The sequence below is a fragment of the Paenibacillus sp. PastF-3 genome (assembly GCF_029893135.1).
Classification (GTDB): Bacteria; Bacillota; Bacilli; order Paenibacillales; family Paenibacillaceae; genus Paenibacillus_AQ; species Paenibacillus_AQ nitricinens.
The window spans coordinates 168,701-189,670 of the sequence record NZ_JARXWM010000012.1; the positions used below are offsets into that span (position 1 = coordinate 168,701).

Annotated in this window: 18 protein-coding genes; 11 read left to right on the forward strand and 7 right to left on the reverse strand. The window is 42.9% G+C overall.

Features of this window, described 5'->3' with window-relative positions:
• Positions 1–65: 65 nt before the first annotated feature.
• Positions 66–1,817, reverse strand: a complete 1,752-nt coding sequence (locus M2444_RS22410) for a sulfatase family protein (protein ID WP_280788073.1) — start codon at positions 1,815–1,817, stop codon at positions 66–68.
• A gap of 256 nt (positions 1,818–2,073) precedes the next feature.
• Here M2444_RS22410 and M2444_RS22415 point away from each other — a divergent pair, with 256 nt between their 5' ends.
• From M2444_RS22415 to M2444_RS22435, 5 genes are all read left to right on the forward strand, one after another.
• Positions 2,074–2,622 carry a LemA family protein gene (locus M2444_RS22415; protein WP_179281471.1) on the forward strand — a complete coding sequence of 183 codons (549 nt, stop codon included), beginning with the start codon at positions 2,074–2,076 and terminating at the stop codon, positions 2,620–2,622.
• A gap of 55 nt (positions 2,623–2,677) precedes the next feature.
• Positions 2,678–3,313, forward strand: a complete 636-nt coding sequence (locus M2444_RS22420; RefSeq protein WP_280788074.1) for a response regulator — start codon at positions 2,678–2,680, stop codon at positions 3,311–3,313.
• Positions 3,314–3,584: 271 nt separating this feature from the next.
• On the forward strand, positions 3,585–4,127 hold the full coding sequence (locus M2444_RS22425) for an NAD(P)H-dependent oxidoreductase (protein ID WP_280788075.1): 543 nt from the start codon (positions 3,585–3,587) through the stop codon (positions 4,125–4,127).
• A 419-nt stretch (positions 4,128–4,546) separates the two neighbouring features.
• Positions 4,547–9,628: an AAA family ATPase gene (locus M2444_RS22430; RefSeq protein WP_280788076.1), complete on the forward strand. Its 5,082-nt coding sequence runs from the start codon at positions 4,547–4,549 to the stop codon at positions 9,626–9,628.
• Positions 9,621–10,274: a response regulator gene (locus M2444_RS22435; protein ID WP_094868420.1), complete on the forward strand. Its 654-nt coding sequence runs from the start codon at positions 9,621–9,623 to the stop codon at positions 10,272–10,274. Before M2444_RS22430 ends, M2444_RS22435 begins: the two co-directional genes overlap by 8 nt.
• Before the next feature lie 12 nt (positions 10,275–10,286).
• On the opposite strand, the gene M2444_RS22440 is transcribed toward M2444_RS22435, so the two are convergent.
• Both M2444_RS22440 and M2444_RS22445 read right to left on the reverse strand, forming a co-directional pair.
• A complete protein-coding gene (locus M2444_RS22440; RefSeq protein ID WP_094875358.1) occupies positions 10,287–10,697 on the reverse strand; it encodes a DUF2752 domain-containing protein in 411 nt (136 codons plus the stop codon).
• Positions 10,678–11,016, reverse strand: coding sequence for a DUF4234 domain-containing protein (locus M2444_RS22445; protein ID WP_094875359.1), 339 nt, complete (start codon positions 11,014–11,016; stop codon positions 10,678–10,680). The genes M2444_RS22440 and M2444_RS22445 overlap by 20 nt, the downstream gene beginning before the upstream one ends.
• 229 nt (positions 11,017–11,245) lie before the next feature.
• On the opposite strand from M2444_RS22445, the gene M2444_RS22450 reads away from it, so the two are divergent.
• Positions 11,246–11,587, forward strand: a complete 342-nt coding sequence (locus M2444_RS22450) for a zinc ribbon domain-containing protein YjdM (protein ID WP_094868417.1) — start codon at positions 11,246–11,248, stop codon at positions 11,585–11,587.
• Positions 11,588–11,669: 82 nt separating this feature from the next.
• Here the strand turns inward: M2444_RS22450 and M2444_RS22455 are convergent, their stop codons facing one another.
• Both M2444_RS22455 and M2444_RS22460 read right to left on the reverse strand, forming a co-directional pair.
• Positions 11,670–13,325, reverse strand: a complete 1,656-nt coding sequence (locus tag M2444_RS22455; protein ID WP_094875417.1) for a histidine kinase N-terminal 7TM domain-containing diguanylate cyclase — start codon at positions 13,323–13,325, stop codon at positions 11,670–11,672.
• Positions 13,326–13,373: 48 nt separating this feature from the next.
• Positions 13,374–15,095, reverse strand: a complete 1,722-nt coding sequence (locus M2444_RS22460; protein WP_280788077.1) for a putative bifunctional diguanylate cyclase/phosphodiesterase — start codon at positions 15,093–15,095, stop codon at positions 13,374–13,376.
• A gap of 228 nt (positions 15,096–15,323) precedes the next feature.
• Between M2444_RS22460 and M2444_RS22465 the strand changes: the two genes are divergently transcribed.
• Positions 15,324–16,382: an LLM class flavin-dependent oxidoreductase gene (locus M2444_RS22465; protein WP_042192850.1), complete on the forward strand. Its 1,059-nt coding sequence runs from the start codon at positions 15,324–15,326 to the stop codon at positions 16,380–16,382.
• Between the two features lie 69 nt (positions 16,383–16,451).
• A complete protein-coding gene (locus M2444_RS22470) occupies positions 16,452–16,907 on the forward strand; it encodes a RidA family protein (protein ID WP_256989668.1) in 456 nt (151 codons plus the stop codon).
• A gap of 68 nt (positions 16,908–16,975) precedes the next feature.
• On the opposite strand, the gene M2444_RS22475 is transcribed toward M2444_RS22470, so the two are convergent.
• Positions 16,976–17,485, reverse strand: coding sequence for a GNAT family N-acetyltransferase (locus M2444_RS22475; protein WP_280788078.1), 510 nt, complete (start codon positions 17,483–17,485; stop codon positions 16,976–16,978).
• A 217-nt stretch (positions 17,486–17,702) separates the two neighbouring features.
• Between M2444_RS22475 and M2444_RS22480 the strand changes: the two genes are divergently transcribed.
• The 3 genes from M2444_RS22480 to M2444_RS22490 all read left to right on the forward strand — a co-directional run bounded on the left by M2444_RS22480 (position 17,703) and on the right by M2444_RS22490 (position 20,593).
• Positions 17,703–18,737, forward strand: coding sequence for a C40 family peptidase (locus M2444_RS22480; protein ID WP_280788079.1), 1,035 nt, complete (start codon positions 17,703–17,705; stop codon positions 18,735–18,737).
• A gap of 123 nt (positions 18,738–18,860) precedes the next feature.
• Positions 18,861–19,484: a YdeI/OmpD-associated family protein gene (locus tag M2444_RS22485; RefSeq protein ID WP_481857517.1), complete on the forward strand. Its 624-nt coding sequence runs from the start codon at positions 18,861–18,863 to the stop codon at positions 19,482–19,484.
• Between the two features lie 101 nt (positions 19,485–19,585).
• On the forward strand, positions 19,586–20,593 hold the full coding sequence (locus M2444_RS22490) for a sigma-70 family RNA polymerase sigma factor (protein WP_280788081.1): 1,008 nt from the start codon (positions 19,586–19,588) through the stop codon (positions 20,591–20,593).
• 17 nt (positions 20,594–20,610) lie between these two features.
• Here the strand turns inward: M2444_RS22490 and M2444_RS22495 are convergent, their stop codons facing one another.
• Positions 20,611–20,823 carry a hypothetical protein gene (locus tag M2444_RS22495; protein ID WP_280788082.1) on the reverse strand — a complete coding sequence of 71 codons (213 nt, stop codon included), beginning with the start codon at positions 20,821–20,823 and terminating at the stop codon, positions 20,611–20,613.
• Positions 20,824–20,970 lie beyond the last annotated feature (147 nt).

The window sequence follows — 20,970 nt, forward strand, 5'->3', positions numbered from 1 at the left end:
GAATTATGGTGTATTCAACCATGACTCGCCTGTTTTTTATTGAGCTTATCTAATAAGCCTCACTTTTATTTGGTGGCCGTCTGGGTAGGCGTTAAGCGCTTTTGGCTCCGCTGCTCTGCTAGTAGATGGTTCATCCATTGCTGAATACTTCTGCTCTGCACTGTTGCTAGGGTGGTGTGAGCAAGGTTGCGAGCTTCTAAAGGATCTTCAGTTAAGTTGTAGAGCTCAAACTCCTCAGGTACGGGTACTGTTTTAACTTTTGTAGTCCATTCACCGGGTTTTCCCTCCACAGGCTGGAGCGTGACATCCTGTACCCCGGGCTCACTCCAAAACTTAGGATTATCGAAATAGCGGGAAAATTTCCATAGCTCTGTCCGACCCTTTCTTTGGAGATACGTTAGAATCGTTTCAATATGGTTCGGCTGAACGACGGAGGAATAGGGTTCTCCCAAGGGATTTGTCTGATGCTGGCCGCGAGTCACATCATCGTCGGTCATGAAATAGACGGGGGCATCAGCAATCCCAGAGGAATCGTGCCCCAGTATCTGAGGTGCAAGATTACGGCCCACAAAAGGGCGGGCATCACTGAATCTATTTTGCATACGGCTCTGAAGGTTTGTGATGTCCAGATTGGCGAGCCCCAGCATAGTAGGAATCAGATCTACATGGCTTGTTAGGGCATGGGCATCCTGAGATTTGGGAAATAAGCGTCTATTATGGATGAGAAAAGGGACATGTAGAAATTCTTCGTAGGCAGAGTACCATTTTTGATGGAGATCGCCATGAGCTCCTAATAAATCTCCGTGATCGGAAGTAAAGATGACGATGGTATTGTCATAGAAAGAAGAGCGAGTTAGAGTCTCGAAGATCTTTCGCATTTGAAGGTCCGCGTTTTTTTGAAGTTGATAATACAGTTGGCGATAAAAAGGCTGGTCAATAATAGGCTGCAAGGCTTTTGGATAGAGGTCCCGGTAGCTGGCTTGGCAGCGCGGCTTGGTAGCTAATGATTCATTTTGCGTCGGAGAGGGAGCAACCTCAGGCATAGGCTCGACCTCAAACCTAAAATTAGGCAAATGTGCAGTGAGGGCTCCGTATAGAACAATATCATGTGGATTTACAAGGGAAGAGACGAGAAGCCAGGGTGGAGCGTTGTTGTTCTGGTTTTTTTGGCGATCCAGTGCTTGAATGATTTCTACAGTTTCTGCACCATATACCTCGTCGCGTCCACTTAATCCGATCGCGGCTGAGGAAGCAGAGTTTCGCGGATTTTTTCCAATCGGATCAGGTCCCACCCAACCAGAGAACCCAAAGTTATCTAAACGGTTCGCTCGTAAATAAATTTCTTCAAGCTGCCTGTCAGGGACGCCAGTCACCGAATTATAGCTGGGCAAGCTGTCATGGGTACCGGGAATGATAATATCCTCATTGGAGATATGCCACTTCCCTTTATAGTGGGTTTGGTAACCGGCTTCCCGGAAGTAGTCACCCATTGTAGGTACAGTGTTACTATCCAGCCAAAACATATTGGAATCAAAGGATTCTTTGGCAATTCCTACTGTTTGACTGACACCATGGAGCGAAGGATAGTGACCTGTAAACAGGGTTGCCCGGCTGGGACAGCAGGCCGTAGTTCCGATGTAGTGTCTGTGGAACTCAAGGCTATGGGATTTTAATAATTGCTGTGTGACTAGATTCTGACGTCGCCATTCTCTGATTTCGGGATGTTCATATATGGGGGCATATCGCTCCTCATCTACGAGAATAACAAGAAAATTGGGCCTCTCTAAACGGCGTGATGATCCTGTAGTGCCACTCATGGCAAACACATCCTTGATTAGATTATTTACTTAGATTATGTGGGTTGACTCCAAAACAGTAGCCTATCAGGAAGACCTTTTTAAAGTTTGTTTTGCAAAAAAATCCAATTTGTCATATGACAAAAGAAATGACAACGCTCACTATAAGCAGACTATTCTTTTCACTATACTTAATCAGAAGTGTATGAAATTAAATTAAATTTCTATTTCTGCTATTAAACGGTATCAAAAATATAAATATCTAGAGGTGATGCAAATGTTAGGAATCGGGTTGATCATCGTTATTATAGCTGGAGCCTATTTAATCGTTGCTTGCAACCAATTGATCATGATGCGTAATCGTGCGAAAGAGTCCTTTGCTACCATTGAAGCCTATTTACAGCAACGATTTGAGGCGCTGATGGAAGTATCGGAAATGGTTATCTTTTATGCCGTAAATGATCGTGAGACATTGGCGTTAGTGAATAGAATGCGTGCGGGCTTAAAGGATCATCAGCTACCTGTTGAGAAACTAACTAGATACGTGGAAATGGAGAAGTATCTTCATACCATAAATGTTCAGGTGGACAATTATCCCGAGCTAAAGGCTGGTGATGAGTATATTAAATTGCAACGAAGTATAAATATTTTAGAGGAAAAATTATCAGCCAGTAGACGGATCTATAATACAAATGTGACAAGCTACAATACGATAATTAGCACCTTGCCTTATCGTTTATTTGCAAGAGCTGCTGGGTTTAAATCAGAAATCTTACTCAAAATGGAGGGAGCCAAGCGGTCAGAGGTTAATTGGAAGGTATCCTAAGACGCTTTGCTCTGAAAAATTAAAGAATGCATGATTGTTTGAGGGAGTGGTTTCTATGAAAATCGTTATTGTGGATGATCATCCGTTAGTTAGAAGAGGGCTGGCATCTGTCATTTCAATGCAGCCAGGTGTGCAATTCGCTGGTGAAGCTACGAATGGTCAAGAAGCATTTGATGTGATTGAAGCGACAAAGCCGGATATTGTTCTCATTGATCTAAAGCTTGTTGATGAATCGGGCTTGGATGTCATTAAGACAGCACGTGCTCGCGGCATGGTTAGTAAGTTCATTCTGCTGACTTCCTCTGCAAGCAGAGAGGATTTTTTGAGGGCTGAAGAAGCACAAGTAAACGGATATGTCCTAAAAGAGGCACTGCCGGAAGAGTTACTCTTTGCTATCCAGTTAGTGCATAAAGGGAGAAAGTACTATGATCCTGGTCTAATGGAAGAAAAGATGCGTATTAGCGGCAGCAGCCCGGTGGATGAATTGACATCGAAAGAGAAGGAAGTACTGATTGAACTTGGACAAGGTGCGTGCAACAGAACGATTGCTACGCGTCTCTTTATCAGTGAATTTACGGTGAAGAAGCATGTCAGCCAGATTTTAGCGAAGCTGCAGGTTAATGATCGGACACAGGCGGCATTGTACGCAAACGCGATAGGGCTAACGAAATATGAAATGTCTTATGAGTAAAATATGTCGTCAGCATTATATACGAGGAGGTGTCTCAGCAGCCAGTTCATAGCTCCTGGGGCACCTCCTGAATTTTTCTTTTTTGTATGTAATGTATTTAGGAAGCGGCTATGTAGTCCTCCGCATCCTTAAAGCTGATTCGTTTAAGTCCAGTTCGGTGAGTACTCACCTTTAGGTAAGTACATGAACTAAATGTGCGTACTTACGCAATTCCTTGATGTGGGTTACACTCAGTTTCAGAAACAGATACCGCTCAAGGAGGGAAAAACATATGAAAACACTTTTTATCGTCACGCATCCAAACATGGACACGTCCATCGTCAATAAACGCTGGATAGAGGAGCTCCGCAAATACCCGGAAAAATATACGGTTCACGAGCTTTATAAAGCCTACCCGGATGGAAAGATCGACGTGGAAAAAGAACAACAGCTGGTTGAAGCTCATGACAAGCTGGTCTTACAGTTTCCCCTCTACTGGTGGAGTTCCCCGCCGCTGCTAAAACAATGGTTCGATGAAGTATTCACACACGGATGGGCGTACGGATCGAAGGCCAAAGCATTAATAAACAAAAAAACGGCTCTGGCCGTAACAGCCGGGGGAACGGAGCATGATCTTAGCGTGGAAGGAACCTTAGGAAAGACTCTTGAACAGTACCTGGTTCCCTTTGAAACGACTTTGTCGTACTGCAAAACTAATTACCGCTCTTTCTTTGTCTTTTATGGCGCTGAACACTATTTAGCAGATAACAGCGATTTACCACTTATTTTGGACCGCAGCGCGCAGGGGTACGTGGAGTTTCTTGACAAGATGTAACAAAAAGAAGCAGCATTTCTATCAAAGGAAATGCTGCTTCTTTCCATGTTAAATTTGGAGCGGCTCTGTCTCCGACTTAACATCGGATACGATGTTTTCCTCTCCCCATATGCATATCATATCAAGCACGGGAATAATCGCTAGAACTAGCTCCTATAGCTTCTACAGTAGGCAGATCACCAATCGCGTAGGGTAGTCTATGTAGAAAAGATACAATTTGAATCCTCCGTATTCTGGGATGATTGAGTGTTTTTTTCTATATTATCACAATGAAATTTTATAGATGTCATATGACAAAATAGATGACAAAGTTAATTACAACATAGGATTCTATGGCGAGATCAGATGATATAATGAGTATAACTACTTTTCGATATTGTGTATTCTGTCTACCTAATTGTAACTAGGGAGTGCTGTTAATGTTTGAGTTGCCAGGATACCAAACTTTAGATTTTATAGAGACTACCTCAGATATCAAGCTGTACAGACTGCTACGTCAAGAAGATGGCCTTAAGTTTATCGCCAAGACAACTACAGGCGAGTATCCAGGGTCTACTATGGTTGATGCTTTTCGTTATGAGTATGACATACTTAAGCGACTTAACGGTCGTGGAGCAGTCGAGGCGTATAGTCTGGAACTCACACCGGAACGGCCAGTCCTTCTCTTGAAAAATATAGAGGGGGTTACGCTGGATCAGATACTGCATACACCTGATTCACTGGAGCTTCCAGCGCTACTTCGTATTGCCATAGCTATAGCCGATTGTCTTATGCAAATTCATCGTGAGAAAATAACACTTAATGAACTTACCCCCGCTCATCTAATCGTAAATCCTAGCACCTTTGAAGTGAAATTTATTGATATCCGTATGTCCTGTACCGAAAGTGTTTCCAGTCCTTTGTTAGCATTAAGTGGCCGACCGGATGCTTTGCTTCCTTATATATCGCCAGAACAAACGGGCAGAACAGGGGTGAACCCGGACTACCGTTCTGACTTTTATTCGCTTGGCGTTATCATGTATGAGTGCCTGTCAGGTAGTCTTCCCTTCGAACTTCATGATGTGGTTGATATTGTATATCGTCATCTTGCAGATACACCGGAGCCTATACATCGCAGGTTTCCCACTATCCCTCTATCTGTCTCAGACATTGTTGGCAAATGCATGGAGAAAATGCCTAGTGCGAGATATGCCAGCGCCTTTGGAATTAAGTCGGATCTTGAGGAATGTCTAACTCACCTAGAACAATTCGGGTACATCGAGCCCTTCTTGTTAGGAAGCTGGGATATTCCGGAGCACTGGATGGTATCGGAAAAATTCTACGGAAGACATTTTGAGAAACTTAGCTTACGAGAAGCGCTGAAACGAGCATCACAAGGTGCTGTAAAGACGGTCTGGCTTAGTGGGGAGAGTGGTATCGGCAAAACAACCTTTCTAAAAGAAACGCTTAAAAATACGATTTCTTTGGATGTTTTTTTCGCCAGAGGCAAATTTGAATCTCTACATACCTCACTTCCTTATGGCATCTGGCATCAAGTGATAGAAGAATTGGTCAGTCAACTGCTGATGGAAACGAAGCTGCAGCTGGAGGTTTGGAAGCTGCGTATTTTACAAGCGGTGGAGAATTATGGGCAGCTGCTGATCCAGTTTGTTCCTAAGCTTGAACTCTTGATTGGCCCACAGCCTTCCGTACCTCCGTTGCCTCCGTTGGAAGCTCAGCATCGATTTCGATTAATCATGAGCCGATTTATTCAACTCTTTCCTCATGAAGATCATCCTTTGATCTTGATATTGGACAATCTGCAATGGGCGGATGAAACATCGCTGCAATATCTCATTTCGCTTATAGAAGACACGGCCACGAGTCATCTGCTAATCGTTCTATCCTATCGTGATCGGGAAATTACGAGGCTGCATCCGCTTAGTAGATTGGAAAAGCATCTGATCGACCGTAACGCAGCGATGAGCCGAATCACTTTACAAGCGCTTGAACTCACCGATATAAAACAACTGCTACTTGATGTTATGCGTTATGAAGCTGCAGACTTGGACGAGCTGGCGCGGGTGCTGCTACATAAGACTGATGGAAATCCGTTATTTATTAAGCAATTCCTTCAAGATTTAATTGATGATCAGCGGGTGCAATTTGATGAAAATATGCGAAGCTGGAAATGGAATCTCCAGCGTATTACTGAATTGAATGTTCCTGATAATGTAGCAGCATATCTATCAAGTAAATTACTGCAATTTCCTGAGCAGACGGTATATGCACTTAGTAGAGCCGCTTTACTAGGCAGCATATTTGATGTGGGTACGCTTGCCGAAATAACGGAGATTCCGATAGAAATATTGACCGAAGCGTTGGCAGTAGCTGTAAATGGACGCTTGCTACAACCTGTTAGCGGGGAGAAATATACGCATTTTAAATTCCAGCACAACCATATTCATCGGGCGGCTTATGCGCTTGTTCCCGAAGAGGAGCTCCCAGAGTTGCATTGGAGGATTGGATCACTATTGCTGGGTCGTCACCCTGATAGTGAGGGAACAGTCCTATTTGAAGCTGTCCATCATTTGAATCAGGTACTTACCTGGATAGATAACCCTGAACAGAGGCTTCAACTGGTAGAGCTGAATTTAGAGGCAGGGATAAAAGCCAAACAAACAACCGCACATGAGACAGCCTTACAATATCTGCTTCAAGCGACGGCGTTATTAGAGGAGCAGAGCTGGGAGCAGCATTATGTGCTAACCTTTCGGGTATTTCGGGAAAGGGCTGAGCTCGAATACTTATGTTCCCATTTCGACACGACTAATGAATTATTCCATTTGTTAATCCATAAAGCTACAACAGATATGGATAAGGCTTATGTCTACGCGATGAGGGTTCAACTGGAAGCAAGTAATGATAACCATGAAGAGGTTATCTCTTTAGGGAGGCATACATTATCGTTACTGAAAGTGAAACATCAATTTGATCCGAGTTATGTTCAATTGACGCTCCAGTGGTTACGATTGCGGCGTAGGCTAAAGAAGGTTTCTATCGAGTCGCTTAAACTTTTACCTCCAATGACCGATGAAGCACGTAGAATCGCCATGTCTACTTTAGATCATTCGAGCAATTCCTGCTTCTATGTTAATCGAGAAGGTTGGCTCGCTTCTTCTCTCACTATGATTGAGTTAACGCTCGACTATGGGATGACTCCGGAGGCTTCTCTTGGATTCATAGGCTACGCCATGTTTCAATACTATTACTTCCGTAATGATGAAGAGACATTCAAATGGGCCATGCTGGCTTGCAGCTTATCAGAACCTTATCCGAAACTTCATGTGACAACCCTGTCTGCATTCGCCATGTGCTATGATAGCTGGCGGAAATATGATCCAGCTATGCTCCAAACATTTACCGAGCATGCAGGTAAAGTCGGTTTGGAATCGGGCGATCTATGGAAGGGTAACCAGAGTATACTGATCAATTGTGCTTCCCTTTTACAATTTGGTCACCCACTCGGTGATATCTATAATCGGTTAATTACTCATTCTGGAGCTTTGCTGCGCCATAACAACAGCCTCCATTGTAAACAGGCTATCATAGCAGTGGCCATTCTTGTTCGATTGACAGGTTATCGCTCTGTGGATGATCCATTTAACATCACAGAGATTAGCGAATCTGATTTTGCACAGTCGGTTCATGGCGACACCTTTGATTTTATACAGGAAATGGTCTGGATCTATCAGTATTTGACAGGTTATATATTTGGGGAGTACAGAGAAGCCAGTGAGGCATTAGCCAAATCAGCAGCCATTATAAAATCACGTGAGGATGGGTTAGACACTCCTACACAGACCATGTACGAAGGTTTAGTTTGGGCGCAGTTGTATGAGGAATATGATGCTGAAGAGCAGCGCATATATCGGAGAAAAATGCGCGGTTGCCTGGAGAAAATGAAAAAGCTTGCTAGGCGTAGCCCGGAGAATTATCAGCATAAATATTTATTGATGAAAGCTGAGCTTACTCGTCTATCACGAGATCCTCGCCAAGCTGAAGTCTTCTATGAACAATCCATTGAGACCGCTCGTATTTACGGACATATCCATGATTTAGCATTGGCAGCGGAGTGCTATGGCAAATATGGGCTTCGCCATGGCAAATTACATCTGGCAAGAATCTATATGACGGAGGCCTACGAGGCTTATCTGCAATGGGGCGCAAAGGCTAAAGCGGATGAACTGGAGAAGCAGCACAGCTATTTGCTGCATATTAAACGCGAGCCTGGGCTCGATCGTGTGGATTCTCTTTCCGTGGTAATGTCTGCCCAAGCTTTGTCGGGTGAGATGGAGATGAGTCGATTATTGGCCACATTGATGCGAATCATGCTCCATAATGCTGGGGCTGAATATGGAGCCGTTATTTTTGATCATGATGGCAAATGGATGGTTGAGGCTTATGGTACCTCGGAAGCTCAGCATATAGAATCTGTACCGCTTGGGGAAGAATCGTCGCTGGTTCCGGCAGCAATTATAGCTTATGCGGCAAGAACACATGAGCAGGTTGTATTACATGATGCACTCAGTGAGGGAATATTTACGCGTAATACTTACGTTAGGAATCATAAACTGAAATCCGTTCTTTGTCTTCCGATCATGAATCAGAATAAATTGGTTTGCCTGCTCTATTTGGAGAATAATCTATCACCAGGTGTATTTACTCCGAGCAGGCTTGATGTGCTCAAGCTGCTTGGCTCTCAGTGCGCCATTTCTATCGCCAATGCTAAGCTTTATTCAGGAATTCAATATCTTAAGAAAAATCTAGAGGACCAAGTCATAGAAAGAACCCGTAGTCTGGAGCGTTCAATGCGTGAAACGTCTGCAGCTTTGGCTGAAGCTACCGTCTTTGAGGAACGTAATCGTATTGCCCAAGAGATTCATGATATTGTCGGGCATACACTTACGTCGACGATCCTGCAGATTGAGGCTGGAAAGCGGCTACTCCATAAGAAGGACATTGACAGTGGATTTCAGCGTCTGGCTGAGGCCCAGGATCTTGTGCGGCATAGCCTGAATGAAATTCGCGGCTCCGTCCATATGCTGAAGGAGGACCGGTATTCTGATTTAACCGTTATGCTGAAGCAGCTGATTAGAGATACAGAGCGCAATACAGGCGTTGTTATCCATGCAGTTATTTATGATCTGCCGGAAGCCATGTCAACAGCCTATAAGAAGGCACTGTATCATGCTCTACAGGAGGGATTAACGAATGGAATTAGACACGGGAAAAGTACACAGTTCCATTTTAGCCTGGAGTCTGTTGGAGCGAATTTGCAGTTTAGGCTAAAAGATAGTGGGCTAGGGGCTAGTCCTATTGTGATGGGATTTGGTCTAAGAACGATGAAAGAACGGGTTGAGCAACTTGGGGGCAGCTTATCCATCGATTCAGAAATGAATGAGGGCTGTTTACTGGAGATCGATCTGCCAATGCGAAGGGTCGTGGATAGAAATGAGTAAGATTAAGATTGTAATTGCCGATGATCAATTGTTTACGCGTGAGGGACTTCGCACCATTCTAGATCTGGAAGATGATATGGAAGTGGTTGGTGCTGCCAAGAATGGGGAAGAGGCCTGCGAGATGGTGGAAGCATTCCAGCCTGATCTAGTACTTCTTGATATTCAAATGCCGGTTATGGATGGAATTAGCGCCTTGAAACGAATAAAGCAGATTCGGCCAGACATCTTTATTTTGATTCTGACTACTTTTATAGAGACTGATTATATTGTTGAGGGGATGGCCTACGGAGCGAGCGGCTATATGCTGAAGGATATGGACGCAGATAAAATGATCGCATCGATTCATGATACGTTATCCGGTCAGTTTATTCTTCCAGCTCCTGTAGCAGCTAAACTGGCAGCAAGGATGAATAGGCTAACAGAGGAGTATGAGCATTGGCAAAGATCTAGCCTAGATCGCATCAGTCTGACAGAACGGGAGGAGGAGCTGGCGCAGCTCATTATCCGGGGGCTTAACAATCGCGAAATTGCCGATACACTGCATATTGCGGAGGGGACAGCCCGTAACTATATTAGTAATCTTTATAGCAAATTAGAGGTGGTTGACCGGGCTCAAGCGATTGTGCGACTTCAAGCTATTATGTAAACGTGATTGATGCTAGCCAATTACTGTTGGAGCCAAGTAATAAAACATTGGAAAATTTCTCAGTATTCCAAATGTAACGGTCAGGATCAACATTACAGCCATAATACAATAGCTAAGTGGTTGAATACGCTTCTTTTCAGTAATCAAGTACAACATATACAAAGGTGCTAGAATAAATAGTAACGGGTTAAATCTAAACGACTGAATGAAGTCGAACTTTAATAAGGATAAGATAGCTCTTGTAATTCCACATCCCGGACAATAAAATCCGGTCCATTCATGAAACAGACAAGGAATACCCATATGGGTTAAGGGCAGCCATACAGTGAAATACAGTAAGCCAAGGAGACTTAAGGACACACTCCAGAATAGTTTGGGCTGTGTCCTCTTATTAATCGTAAAATTATACCAATTTATTAACATCTGATTGCACCAAAGCGTATGTAACAATACCAAAACTAAAGATTGTGAGGATCACATAAAGAGCTGAATTATCGGACACGAGTTGGCCGCGTTGTCTTTGAGCTTCTGCAACATGTTTACCGATCTGGTAGGCCCAAACCAGGCTCCATATCCCGCAAGTAATCAATGTCAGAAGAAAATGCTTTCCTCCAGTAAATGTGTAGTCCCCACTTAACTTGCCTACGTCATTCGTTAGAACGATAAACCAAAATATTCCGTATATTCCACATGTAATTAATGATAATATAATGGAAAATGCGACACTTCTTTGACTAATCATTGTTCACTCTCCTATGTATTTATATGAAAATTTTACAGTATTATCATAGTCAATTGTGAAAACATATACAAGATAATATTTGGTAGTTTGTTTTCTAGGAGAAAATCAGGAAACGTGGAACAAACTTACTATCTGGATATAGTGGAATCATTACTCCATATGAAATATACTTTTAAAGATTAGCCGCAAGACAGCTAGAATTTGAACTACGATTGGAGAAAATGAAACAATGTCTAATTTACCGAACTGCCCGAAATGTAATTCTGAGTACACTTATGAAGATGGAAGTCTACTAGTCTGCCCGGAATGTGCACATGAGTGGACATTAGAATCAGAGTCTGAGAATAGTGAAAGTCAAAAGGTTATCAAAGATGCCAACGGCAACGTACTAAACGACGGCGACTCAGTAACTGTAATCAAAGACCTTAAGGTAAAAGGAAGCTCATCCGTTCTGAAGATAGGCACCAAAGTCAAAAACATCCGTTTAGTGGACGGAGATCATGATATTGATTGCAAAATCGATGGGTTTGGAGCTATGAAATTAAAATCCGAATTTGTTAAAAAGATATAAAAAATATAAAAGAAAGAATCAGCCTACCTTCTATAAAAGCAGGGCTGATTCTTTCTTTTTTTAGGTAATGTTTAAAGGCGTGTCATCTTATGATCTCGACAATTTGGTTTCGTCCTGCATTTTTGGCTTGATATAAAGCTTTGTCCACTGATTCGAATAAATCATTTAGCTGATTGGTCGGGCTTTCGGCATACTGCTCTGCAAAATTATTAATAGAGAGTAGTCCCATGCTTACAGTGATGGATACAGAATGAGGAATCTCATCCACATGTACTTTATTGGCCTCTATCATGAATTTGATATGCTCTGCCCAGAGGTTTGCTTGTTTGTGGTTCGTATTTGGTAAATAGACGATAAACTCTTCCCCACCATAGCGTGCCAGAATATCCGTCTCCCTTAGTGAATGCTTAATGACCTCCACCGTGCTGCAAATTACAACATCGCCGACTAAGTGGCCGTAATTGTCATTCACCGTTTTGAAAAAGTCGATATCCAGTAGAATGATGGCAAAAGGCTGCTTCAATATCATATTTTCTATAATCTCTTTTTCTAAGTACTGCGTTAAGTAATGACGGTTATAACAACCAGTTAAGCTGTCGGTTATGGCCATCTGCTTGAGTTTTTGGTTGGTCTGAGAAAGCTTATTCTGGATTTCAATTAATGCCAGATTACGCTCTTGCAGGATCTCGTTCTGCTGATTAGTCTCAGCAATGAGGCGATGCAGTTCACTTCTATCCTGAAAGGTGAGAATCCGTCCAACCATGATCTCGCCTACGACAATGGGTGCCGCTGTAATATTGATGTATGCTTGGAGCGAGGTGTAGAAGACTTCAACTTCGGTTCTCTCCATGGGCTGTTTAAGATATGTATGTTGAAACAATCGGAAAGCGCTGGCAGTCTGCTCCAGGGGTGTTAGCGTCGATAAGTCGAAGCGGTCACCGATCTGTAGGTTGATTTTTGGCAAAAGCGATCGATTGATCTCTACCACAGTCTCGTTATCATCAAGTACAAGAATACCTACTGTGAGTGTGTCAATGATATCCTGATGGGCAATGGTTACGAGATCAAATATTTTATCACGATGGATGGCAATGACGAAAAAGATCGCAGAGATTAGTATTCCCAGAGAGGTCATCCCCGGAATCACCGGCTGAGATTTAAACAGTACTACATTAAGAAAGACATCCAGTAATACAAATACAGTCAGCACTAGCACACCCTTAAGTACATGCGTAACCTGTTTTTTGATCCGCTGTGTGGCGTTCGATATAAGCGCTGAATAGATGATATACAGAGAAATAATAATAGTGCAGATCAAGAAGAGAATAAACAGCCAAAAAAGCGGACCATAAGATCTTTCAACATATCCACCATGCATAGGCAGTACAAAGCTTTGCTTTGGATTGACTATCACGCCTATTAAGATCAATGCTGCGACAATGTATAGGAGCAGCGTTTTCTTTTTTCGGAGAAGGTATGATTTTCCAGTTAGAAATATCGTAAAAAGAAGCCATCCAATCGTTAACAGTATCGAGTCAATAAAAGCGAGCTTCACATAAAACAATTGAACATCGGGATCAGCTGTAGTTTTGAGAGCGAATTGACAGAAGGGCCATAACATCATCGTGAAATGGAAAGTCAAGTAAACCTTATGTAAGTTAGTGATGGTTACAGTAACAAATATGTAGATGAATAGAACGAAAAGAACGAAGAATAATGATAAGTCAATCCATGTCATGATATTCAATTTGGTAACACCTTCTTATATAAAAAAATAGGTTCATCTTTATTCATTTATGCTCGAAACCTTCTCCCACTCGGTTAGCAGCTCTTGTACACTCTGTGCGGACTGTGGCTTACTGAATAAGTAACCTTGAATTTTATCGCAGCCTTGCTCCTGTAGGTAATCGAGTTGTACAGTTCGCTCTACACCTTCTGCAATAACACACATATTCATGCGTTTACCAATCATAATAATTTGTTCGACGAGAACGGCTTGATGTGTCCCTGTTCGAATGGAATCAATGAAGGACTTGTCTATTTTTAATGTCGAGATCGGCATATGAGTAAGATAGCTTAAGGAGGAATAACCTGTACCAAAGTCATCCAAGGCAATTTTGATGTTGTGAGCTCTGAGTTCAGTCAGTTTGCTGCTCACATATTCGTAAGATTCAACCAGAACACTTTCAGTGATTTCTAGCTCTAAGAATTCAGGGTCTAGCTCGTAGGCTTGCAAGGTGTCTAGCACTAACTCATTGAAATCGCTTTGCAGGAGCTGCAGCATTGAAATATTAACAGACATGGTCAGATGTGATAATCCTTGCTCATGAAGACTTTTTAAAAAGGCACAGGCCGTTCTGAGCACCCACGCTCCAAGAGGAATAATGAGATGGGAATCTTCTGCTATTTTGATGAACTTATCCGGAGGGACCATGCCTAGTATAGGGTTATTCCAGCGCATAAGAGCCTCTAGTCCCGTCACCCTGTTCTGAGTCAGATCAATCTGGGGTTGATAGAATACTTCCAGCTCATTTTTCTCTAAAGCATTATATAACTGCTTCTCAATGTTCATTCGCTCAGTGAAGGTATCGTTGAGCAGTTGATCAAAGACAATAATTTGCCCTTTACCAGCGTCTTTGGCTTTATACATAGCGATGTCTGCGCATTTAAGGAGTTCCATAATATTACTTCCATGTTCGGGGTGAGCACTGATTCCGATGCTTAGGCTAACATGCAGCAGACTGTCATCCATCTCAATCGCATCTTTAAAACCGGCAATAATGTGGGTGGCTACGCTAGTTATACACTGACTGTTCTCAATAGAATATAAAAGAATGATGAACTCATCCCCGGCGAAACGATACACTTCCCCACTACTCCCAACCAGGGACACCAATCTCTCACTAACCTTAACAATTAGCCGGTCACCAAATTCATGGCCCATTGTATCATTTACATATTTGAAGTAATCAATGTCGATAAACATTAAGGCTGCAATGTTATTCCTTTCCAAAATGTGAGGCCCATTCTCATAAAATGCTAATTTGTTGGGCAAGCCGGTTAATAGATCATGATACGCCAGATAATGCATCCTTTCTTCATTCATGGCTATCTTCTCTTGATTCTCAATGAGCTGATCATATTGTTGTCTGAGTTCTTCTTCCGTAGCTGTGATTTCCTCATAGGCGGCCTCTAGATTTTCGTGGGCGCTCACCTTATCCCTATAGGCAAGATCCAGTTTCTTTTCGATCCTTTTAATCCGTTTCAGAGTACCTAGAATTAACGCAAAGATAAGCAAAGCTGTTATGAGGACAAAGAACCAGCCTTTAATTATATTACTAAGTCTTATCCACTCCGGATCTCGTGTAAAAGCGGAAACGGCTTTATCTGTTAAAGGGATCCATAAGCACCCTATAATAAAATATATTACGGCGATTTTTAAGGAACCCCGAACAGGATTGAAGGATTGTTTGGATATGGAATTTTTGTGTTTATTTCTTTGAAGCATATGTCCCTCCTATATTAAGCATGAGATGCACGAGAGCTACTTGTTTTAGATCATTTCAACATATTTCATCAAAATCCTCTATTTGTCAGCGAGGTTCTGCAAATTTTAAGAATGAGTTTTTGGACAAGCTGAGGCTAGGCATTAATGCCTAGCTATGCTTGAACGTAACTTGTGTTATAATCAAACAAACAACTCGGAGAGAAAACTATAGTTAAGGGGGAATCGTAAGTGGAAATAGGTATCAGTACGTTCGTAGAAACAACACCGGATGTTCAATCAGGGGAGTTAATAAGTCATGCACAGCGATTGCGCGAGGTAGTAGAGGAGATTGTTCTTGCAGATAAGGTGGGCTTAGATATATTCGGTGTGGGTGAGCATCATCGAAAGGATTATGCTGCATCTTCTCCAGCAGTATTGCTGGCTGCGGCTGCCTCCCAGACGACACGAATTCGGCTGACCAGCGCGGTAACTGTGCTGTCCTCTGCTGATCCAGTACGTGTATTTCAGGATTTTGCAACACTTGATGGAATCTCAAATGGACGGGCAGAAATCATGGCAGGCCGGGGTTCTTTTATCGAATCTTTCCCGCTCTTTGGATACGATTTAAATGACTATGATGAGTTATTCGATGAGAAGCTGGACCTGTTGTTAAAAATAACGGCATCCGAAAAAGTAACATGGAGTGGAAATCACCGTCCAGCCATTAATAATCTGGGGATTTATCCGCGCCCTGTTCAGAATCCATTGCCCGTATGGATTGGCAGTGGAGGCAATACAGAATCTGTAATTCGTGCTGGCCTGCTCGGGCTACCACTTGTGCTCGCGATTATCGGAGGAAGTCCGTTGCAGTTTGCTCCACTGGTGAAGCTCTATAAGAAAGCGGCAGCCCAAGCAGGACATGATGTGTCGAAGCTTCCGGTTGCCTCACACTCGCACGGCTTTATTGCAGAGGATAATCAGCTTGCGGCCGATATGTTCTTCCCCTCTACGCAGGCTAGCATGAATGTGATTGGTCGTGAACGTGGCTGGGGTCATTATAGTCGGGCGAGCTTTGATGCGGCACGTAGATTTGAAGGTGCCTTATATGTAGGAGATCCAGACACCGTTGCAGAGAAGATTATTCACCTGCGCAAACACGTAGGAATTACACGCTTTATGCTGCATGTACCGTTAGGTACGATGCCTCATAAGGATGTAATGAGAGCCATTGAGCTATTGGGGACTGAAGTAGCACCCATTGTTCGAGCTGAGATATCGAGATGGGAAGCAGAGGTAGAAGCAAAATAGGATTGACCCTTTCTAGATTAACCAGTATGATCTTACCAATTATTGTACTGATGGGAGGAGGGGACTGAAGTGGCGGATCGAATCATAGCGGACAGGCTTGAGGAATTAGGTATTGTTCTACCTAGTGCCAGCGAACCGGCGGCAAAATATGCTAACTACGTCATTGTTAATGGATTATGTTTTGTATCGGGAAAAGGTCCTGCCGGACACCCCAAAGGCAAGCTGGGACAAGACTTCACCACCGAAGAAGGTTATCATTTTGCACGTCAGACTGGTATAGAGATCCTTGCCGTCCTTGAGTCAGCTTTAGGCTCCTTGGATAAAGTGAAGAGAGTGGTCAAAATTCAAGGATTCGTGAATGCAGATCCCTTATTCGAAGAACATCATAAAGTGCTCAATGGCTGTTCGGATTTAATGCTGGAGGTATTCGGAGACAAGGGCAGTCATGCTCGTTCGGTATTGGGCGCTGTTTCTGTAAGGGATAATCTTCCCATTATTATCGATTCTATTTTTGAAGTGGAATAACAAGAGGGCTGTGGCACCGAAAGGTGACCGCAGTCCTCTTTTTTTAAAAATATAGGCTATGTTAAATCTTAATGTGGGACCGGGATTTCTTTTTCCATAATAAAATCATCCATGACGAATCCATGCCCGATATCCGCAATTTGCTCTCGTACGGTCCGGAAGCCTTTTTTCTCATATACCGCTATACTCGATTCGTTATGACGATTGACCGTCAGCCAAATATGGCTTAGGTTTCGATCTTTGCACAGCTTCTCAAGGAATGCCAACGCTTGGCTGGCATAGCTGCGTCCCCTGTACTCCTTGCCGATATAAAACTTGCTCAAGAAGAGCTTTCCCTCTTCTTGTCTGGCCGAAATATATCCGACTGCGGAGCCATCGTTATGGAGCAAGTAATATTCGTAGCCCTGATGCTGGATCTGATCCGTAATCGCTGGAACCGATTGGTACTTGTCAATCATGTAATCAATCTGCTCGATTGTAATAATGGAAACATAATATTCGCGCCATATTTCTGCCGCCAATCGCGCAACCTCAGCGGTTTCTTCCGCTGTATTCACGTGTGAAAACATAAGCCTCATGACAGGTGCCTGCCTTTCCTGGATCTTTCGCTTCATCCAATCAATAGAATATCATAAATTAATATATATAGAAGCGCTAGTCGCAACTAGCGAAGCATGAAAGGTAAGTAACGCTTCCAGCTGCTTTTGTGGGCTTCCACCAATAATTGTAACAGAACTAATTACCCTTTTTTTAGTAATAATAATTGAACATATCAATCAACGAGGTGATGACATCATGAGGATTCATAAGAAAGCAACACTACTTGTACTACTTACATCTATACTCTATACAGTTCCAGCCCATGCGGCGGTGACGCCTCAGAATCAGGTTACGGGCGTTTTTCTGGATGATCGGCAGCTTGAATTAGAGGTTCAGCCCTTGCTCATAAACGGTACAACGCTTATTCCCATGCGCAAGCTGTTTGAAGAACAGGGAGCAAAGATTTCATGGAACAACGATACCAAAACAGTTAAGGCCACTAAGGGAACGCTGCTGCTGACTTATCAAATAGGAGATTTAACTGCGAACAAAAATGGACAAGTCTTAAGCTTAACCGTTCCGGGTCAGGTTGTCGGTGGAAATACGATGATGCCGCTGCGTTTTGTCAGCGAGGCTCTAGGCAGCACAGTGAAGTGGGAGGCCAACACTCGGACCGTCCGCATCTACTCAGCGATGAATTACGATACAACGATTCGTTATGGGGTTAACCTCCGCAGTTCGCCGAATTCATCGGATCAATCAGGTGTCCAGCAAATGTTGTCCGTAGGTGATAAAGTCCATATCATTAGAGAAGTGGATGCTCTCTGGTTAGAAGTGCGGACGCAAGACAACAAGACGGGATACATATCTGCTAAACCGAAATATAGCGATTATACTAGTGAGTCGCTCGCTGAGAAGCAGGGAAACGAACTGCTTGCATACGGAGAGAAGTATCTGGGAACCCCTTATGAATTTGGTGCAGCAACAAACCAGACGTCTACCTTTGACTGTTCTTCTTTCGTAGGGCATTTATTTGAGAACGTGTTGTCGGTGGATCTGCCACGTGCCTCTTATAATCAAGCCAAAGAAGGGAAGGAAGTTGGGATCACCGAACTGCGTAAAGGTGATTTGTTATTCTTTAGTGCACGTGGCCTCGACATTGGTCATGTTGCCATGTATGCGGGGAATAATCAGATATTGCATACGTATTCGAAGGAACAAGGCGTCCATTATGAAGCCCTGAGTGAGAAGTGGAAGAAGCGTTTTGTGACGGCCCGTAGAATGTTTTGATTGGGTAGCGATTAAGCTATATTGATCACGATGAAGAAGCATCCGAATACATTTGGGGGATGAAGCATAGTGACTAAAACAATCGTTGAAAAGCTGAACTTACAAAAATAAAACCAAGTAGCGATATTGAGTAAACCAGAAGGCTCCGATTATTTAGCGGAATTGACGGATTATGATACTTCGCTAAATGGGGCGTATGATCTTATATTTGCCTTTGTACTAGACATGGCGTCGTTACAGGAACTAGTGAACCGTATGATTGAGCAACAGCATCTTCATAAGAATGGCTATCTCTTTGTGGCGTATCCTAAAAAGGGAAACAAAGTGTATCCGACCTTTATTCATCGTGATGACTTACTAGAGGGTCTGGGCAGTGATGAGAATGGCTACATCGGGACAAGCAATATTAAATTTGCACGCATGGTAGGTTTGGATGATGTCTTTACAGTTGTGGGGTTGAAAGAGGACGCTAAGGGGAAAGGTCAGCTTTCCAATACCCCAAGTCAATCTGTGGATGACTATATTTCTTTCATTCCAATTGTGGAAGAAGATCTGAAAGATACACCGGAGCTTCTAGCCATCTATCAATCGCTTACCCCGGGATACCGCAAAGACTGGGCTCGATATGTCTATAGTGCCAAACAAGAGGCAACAAGAGCTAAGCGTAAAGAGGAAATGAAGATGATTCTACAGGCTGGTTATAAGAGCCGTGAGCTGTATCGGCAAGCCAGTAGTACTGAACTCTAACTAGACCTTTCTTCATCAAAAAGATTATTTGTAGACATAAAGACGGTTTTTGAACTCCTTTTCCGTCTATGTTATGAACTTGATTGTTAAGGAGGCAGATAGTGACTTGTACGGATGCAGAACTGGTAGATAAGGTGTGTAAAGGGGATATGGATGCATTCAGTGGGCTTATCGGCAAATATTCCAATGCAGTATACGGAGTAGCTTACGGTAAATTGGGTGATTTCCACACCGCGCAAGACATTACACAAGAGGTTTTTGTTAAGACCTATCGTAATTTACCCAACTTAAAGGAGCCAGAGAAACTCGCCAGTTGGTTATATGCAGTTACTTCACGGGAATGTATGGATTGGTTTAGGGCGAATAAGAAGAAAGCTGCATATGAATTCATGGAGCAAATCGAGGTTTCTCAGCTGGAGACCACTGAAGATCAGCTCCTCCGAAAAGAACTCCAGCAAGATGTGTGGAAGGCATTAAACACCTTATCCGAAGCTAACCGTATAGTCACCATTCTATTCTATATCGACAACTACAAGGTTAGGGAGATCGCTGATTTCCTTGATTTATCTATTGAAGATGTCGAGAGTAGACTCCGCAGATCAAGAACGATCTTAAAAAGGGAGATGTTGAGTACAGTGAATAACAATCTAAGTGAAAACAAATTGCAGGACGAATTTAAAAAGAGAGTTTTTCAGGATGAAAGAATGCCTGAAACCAACTTTCGTCGTGTGGCCATGGGCCAAAGTGAATTCGATGATATTGATATGCCTAAGACGAACTTTTCTAATGTAAATATGGCGGGTACTAAGTTTGACAATATTAATATGAGCAGTACTACTTTTAACGATATCAATATGCATCTTGTTAAGTTTAATGAAGTCGGATTGTGGGAAATCGAGGTTAGCAATAGTGAATTAGGAGAAGCCTATTTCCATGATATTCACTTGTATGGTAAAGGCAATAAGTTTGAACGATGCCAGCTTAACGGCACATCTTTTGTAGAGTGTGATCTTTCGAATGTAGAGATAAAAGATTGCAATCTTTCAGGCGTCACAGTTAATGGCATTTCATTAGAGGCTCTGCTAGAGAGTTATCATAAAAATAAATAATATTACAACAGTTCTATTTATTCCTCATAGATTTCATCGAAGGGGCTGTCCCAAAAGCCAAGTACTGGCTTCGGGGACGCCTCCTTTTTTTGACTAGGATCAACGTGTGCACTTGAGTGGACGCTGCGTGAACAGACCGTTGTTCCAATCGCTGTGCTCTCCAGATTTTTTTCATTCCCCTTAGCGGTGAAAATCCGGAGACCAAGGCGACCGCTGCCGCTTTTCCACAATCAGTCCGTCCTCTCCGCTGTTTAAGCGGGAATTGACTCTTCCATCCTTTTAAAAAAAAACAAAGAAATCGCTCGTTTTGGTAAAATGGAGGTACCACCCAACCATTCCCAAAGGAGCGATTTCTTTGTACATTCAATATACCATGG

What these genes read in the sequence shown, in the direction of transcription:
- M2444_RS22410 (WP_280788073.1), bottom strand. Translation starts at nt 1,817, where the DNA reads ATGAGTGGCACTACAGGATCATCACGCCGTTTAGAGAGGCCCAATTTT.
- M2444_RS22415 (WP_179281471.1), top strand. Translation starts at nt 2,074, where the DNA reads ATGTTAGGAATCGGGTTGATCATCGTTATTATAGCTGGAGCCTATTTA.
- M2444_RS22420 (WP_280788074.1), top strand. Translation starts at nt 2,678, where the DNA reads ATGAAAATCGTTATTGTGGATGATCATCCGTTAGTTAGAAGAGGGCTG.
- M2444_RS22425 (WP_280788075.1), top strand. Translation starts at nt 3,585, where the DNA reads ATGAAAACACTTTTTATCGTCACGCATCCAAACATGGACACGTCCATC.
- M2444_RS22430 (WP_280788076.1), top strand. Translation starts at nt 4,547, where the DNA reads ATGTTTGAGTTGCCAGGATACCAAACTTTAGATTTTATAGAGACTACC.
- M2444_RS22435 (WP_094868420.1), top strand. Translation starts at nt 9,621, where the DNA reads ATGAGTAAGATTAAGATTGTAATTGCCGATGATCAATTGTTTACGCGT.
- M2444_RS22440 (WP_094875358.1), bottom strand. Translation starts at nt 10,697, where the DNA reads ATGTTAATAAATTGGTATAATTTTACGATTAATAAGAGGACACAGCCC.
- M2444_RS22445 (WP_094875359.1), bottom strand. Translation starts at nt 11,016, where the DNA reads ATGATTAGTCAAAGAAGTGTCGCATTTTCCATTATATTATCATTAATT.
- M2444_RS22450 (WP_094868417.1), top strand. Translation starts at nt 11,246, where the DNA reads ATGTCTAATTTACCGAACTGCCCGAAATGTAATTCTGAGTACACTTAT.
- M2444_RS22455 (WP_094875417.1), bottom strand. Translation starts at nt 13,325, where the DNA reads ATGACATGGATTGACTTATCATTATTCTTCGTTCTTTTCGTTCTATTC.
- M2444_RS22460 (WP_280788077.1), bottom strand. Translation starts at nt 15,095, where the DNA reads ATGCTTCAAAGAAATAAACACAAAAATTCCATATCCAAACAATCCTTC.
- M2444_RS22475 (WP_280788078.1), bottom strand. Translation starts at nt 17,485, where the DNA reads ATGAGGCTTATGTTTTCACACGTGAATACAGCGGAAGAAACCGCTGAG.
- M2444_RS22480 (WP_280788079.1), top strand. Translation starts at nt 17,703, where the DNA reads ATGAGGATTCATAAGAAAGCAACACTACTTGTACTACTTACATCTATA.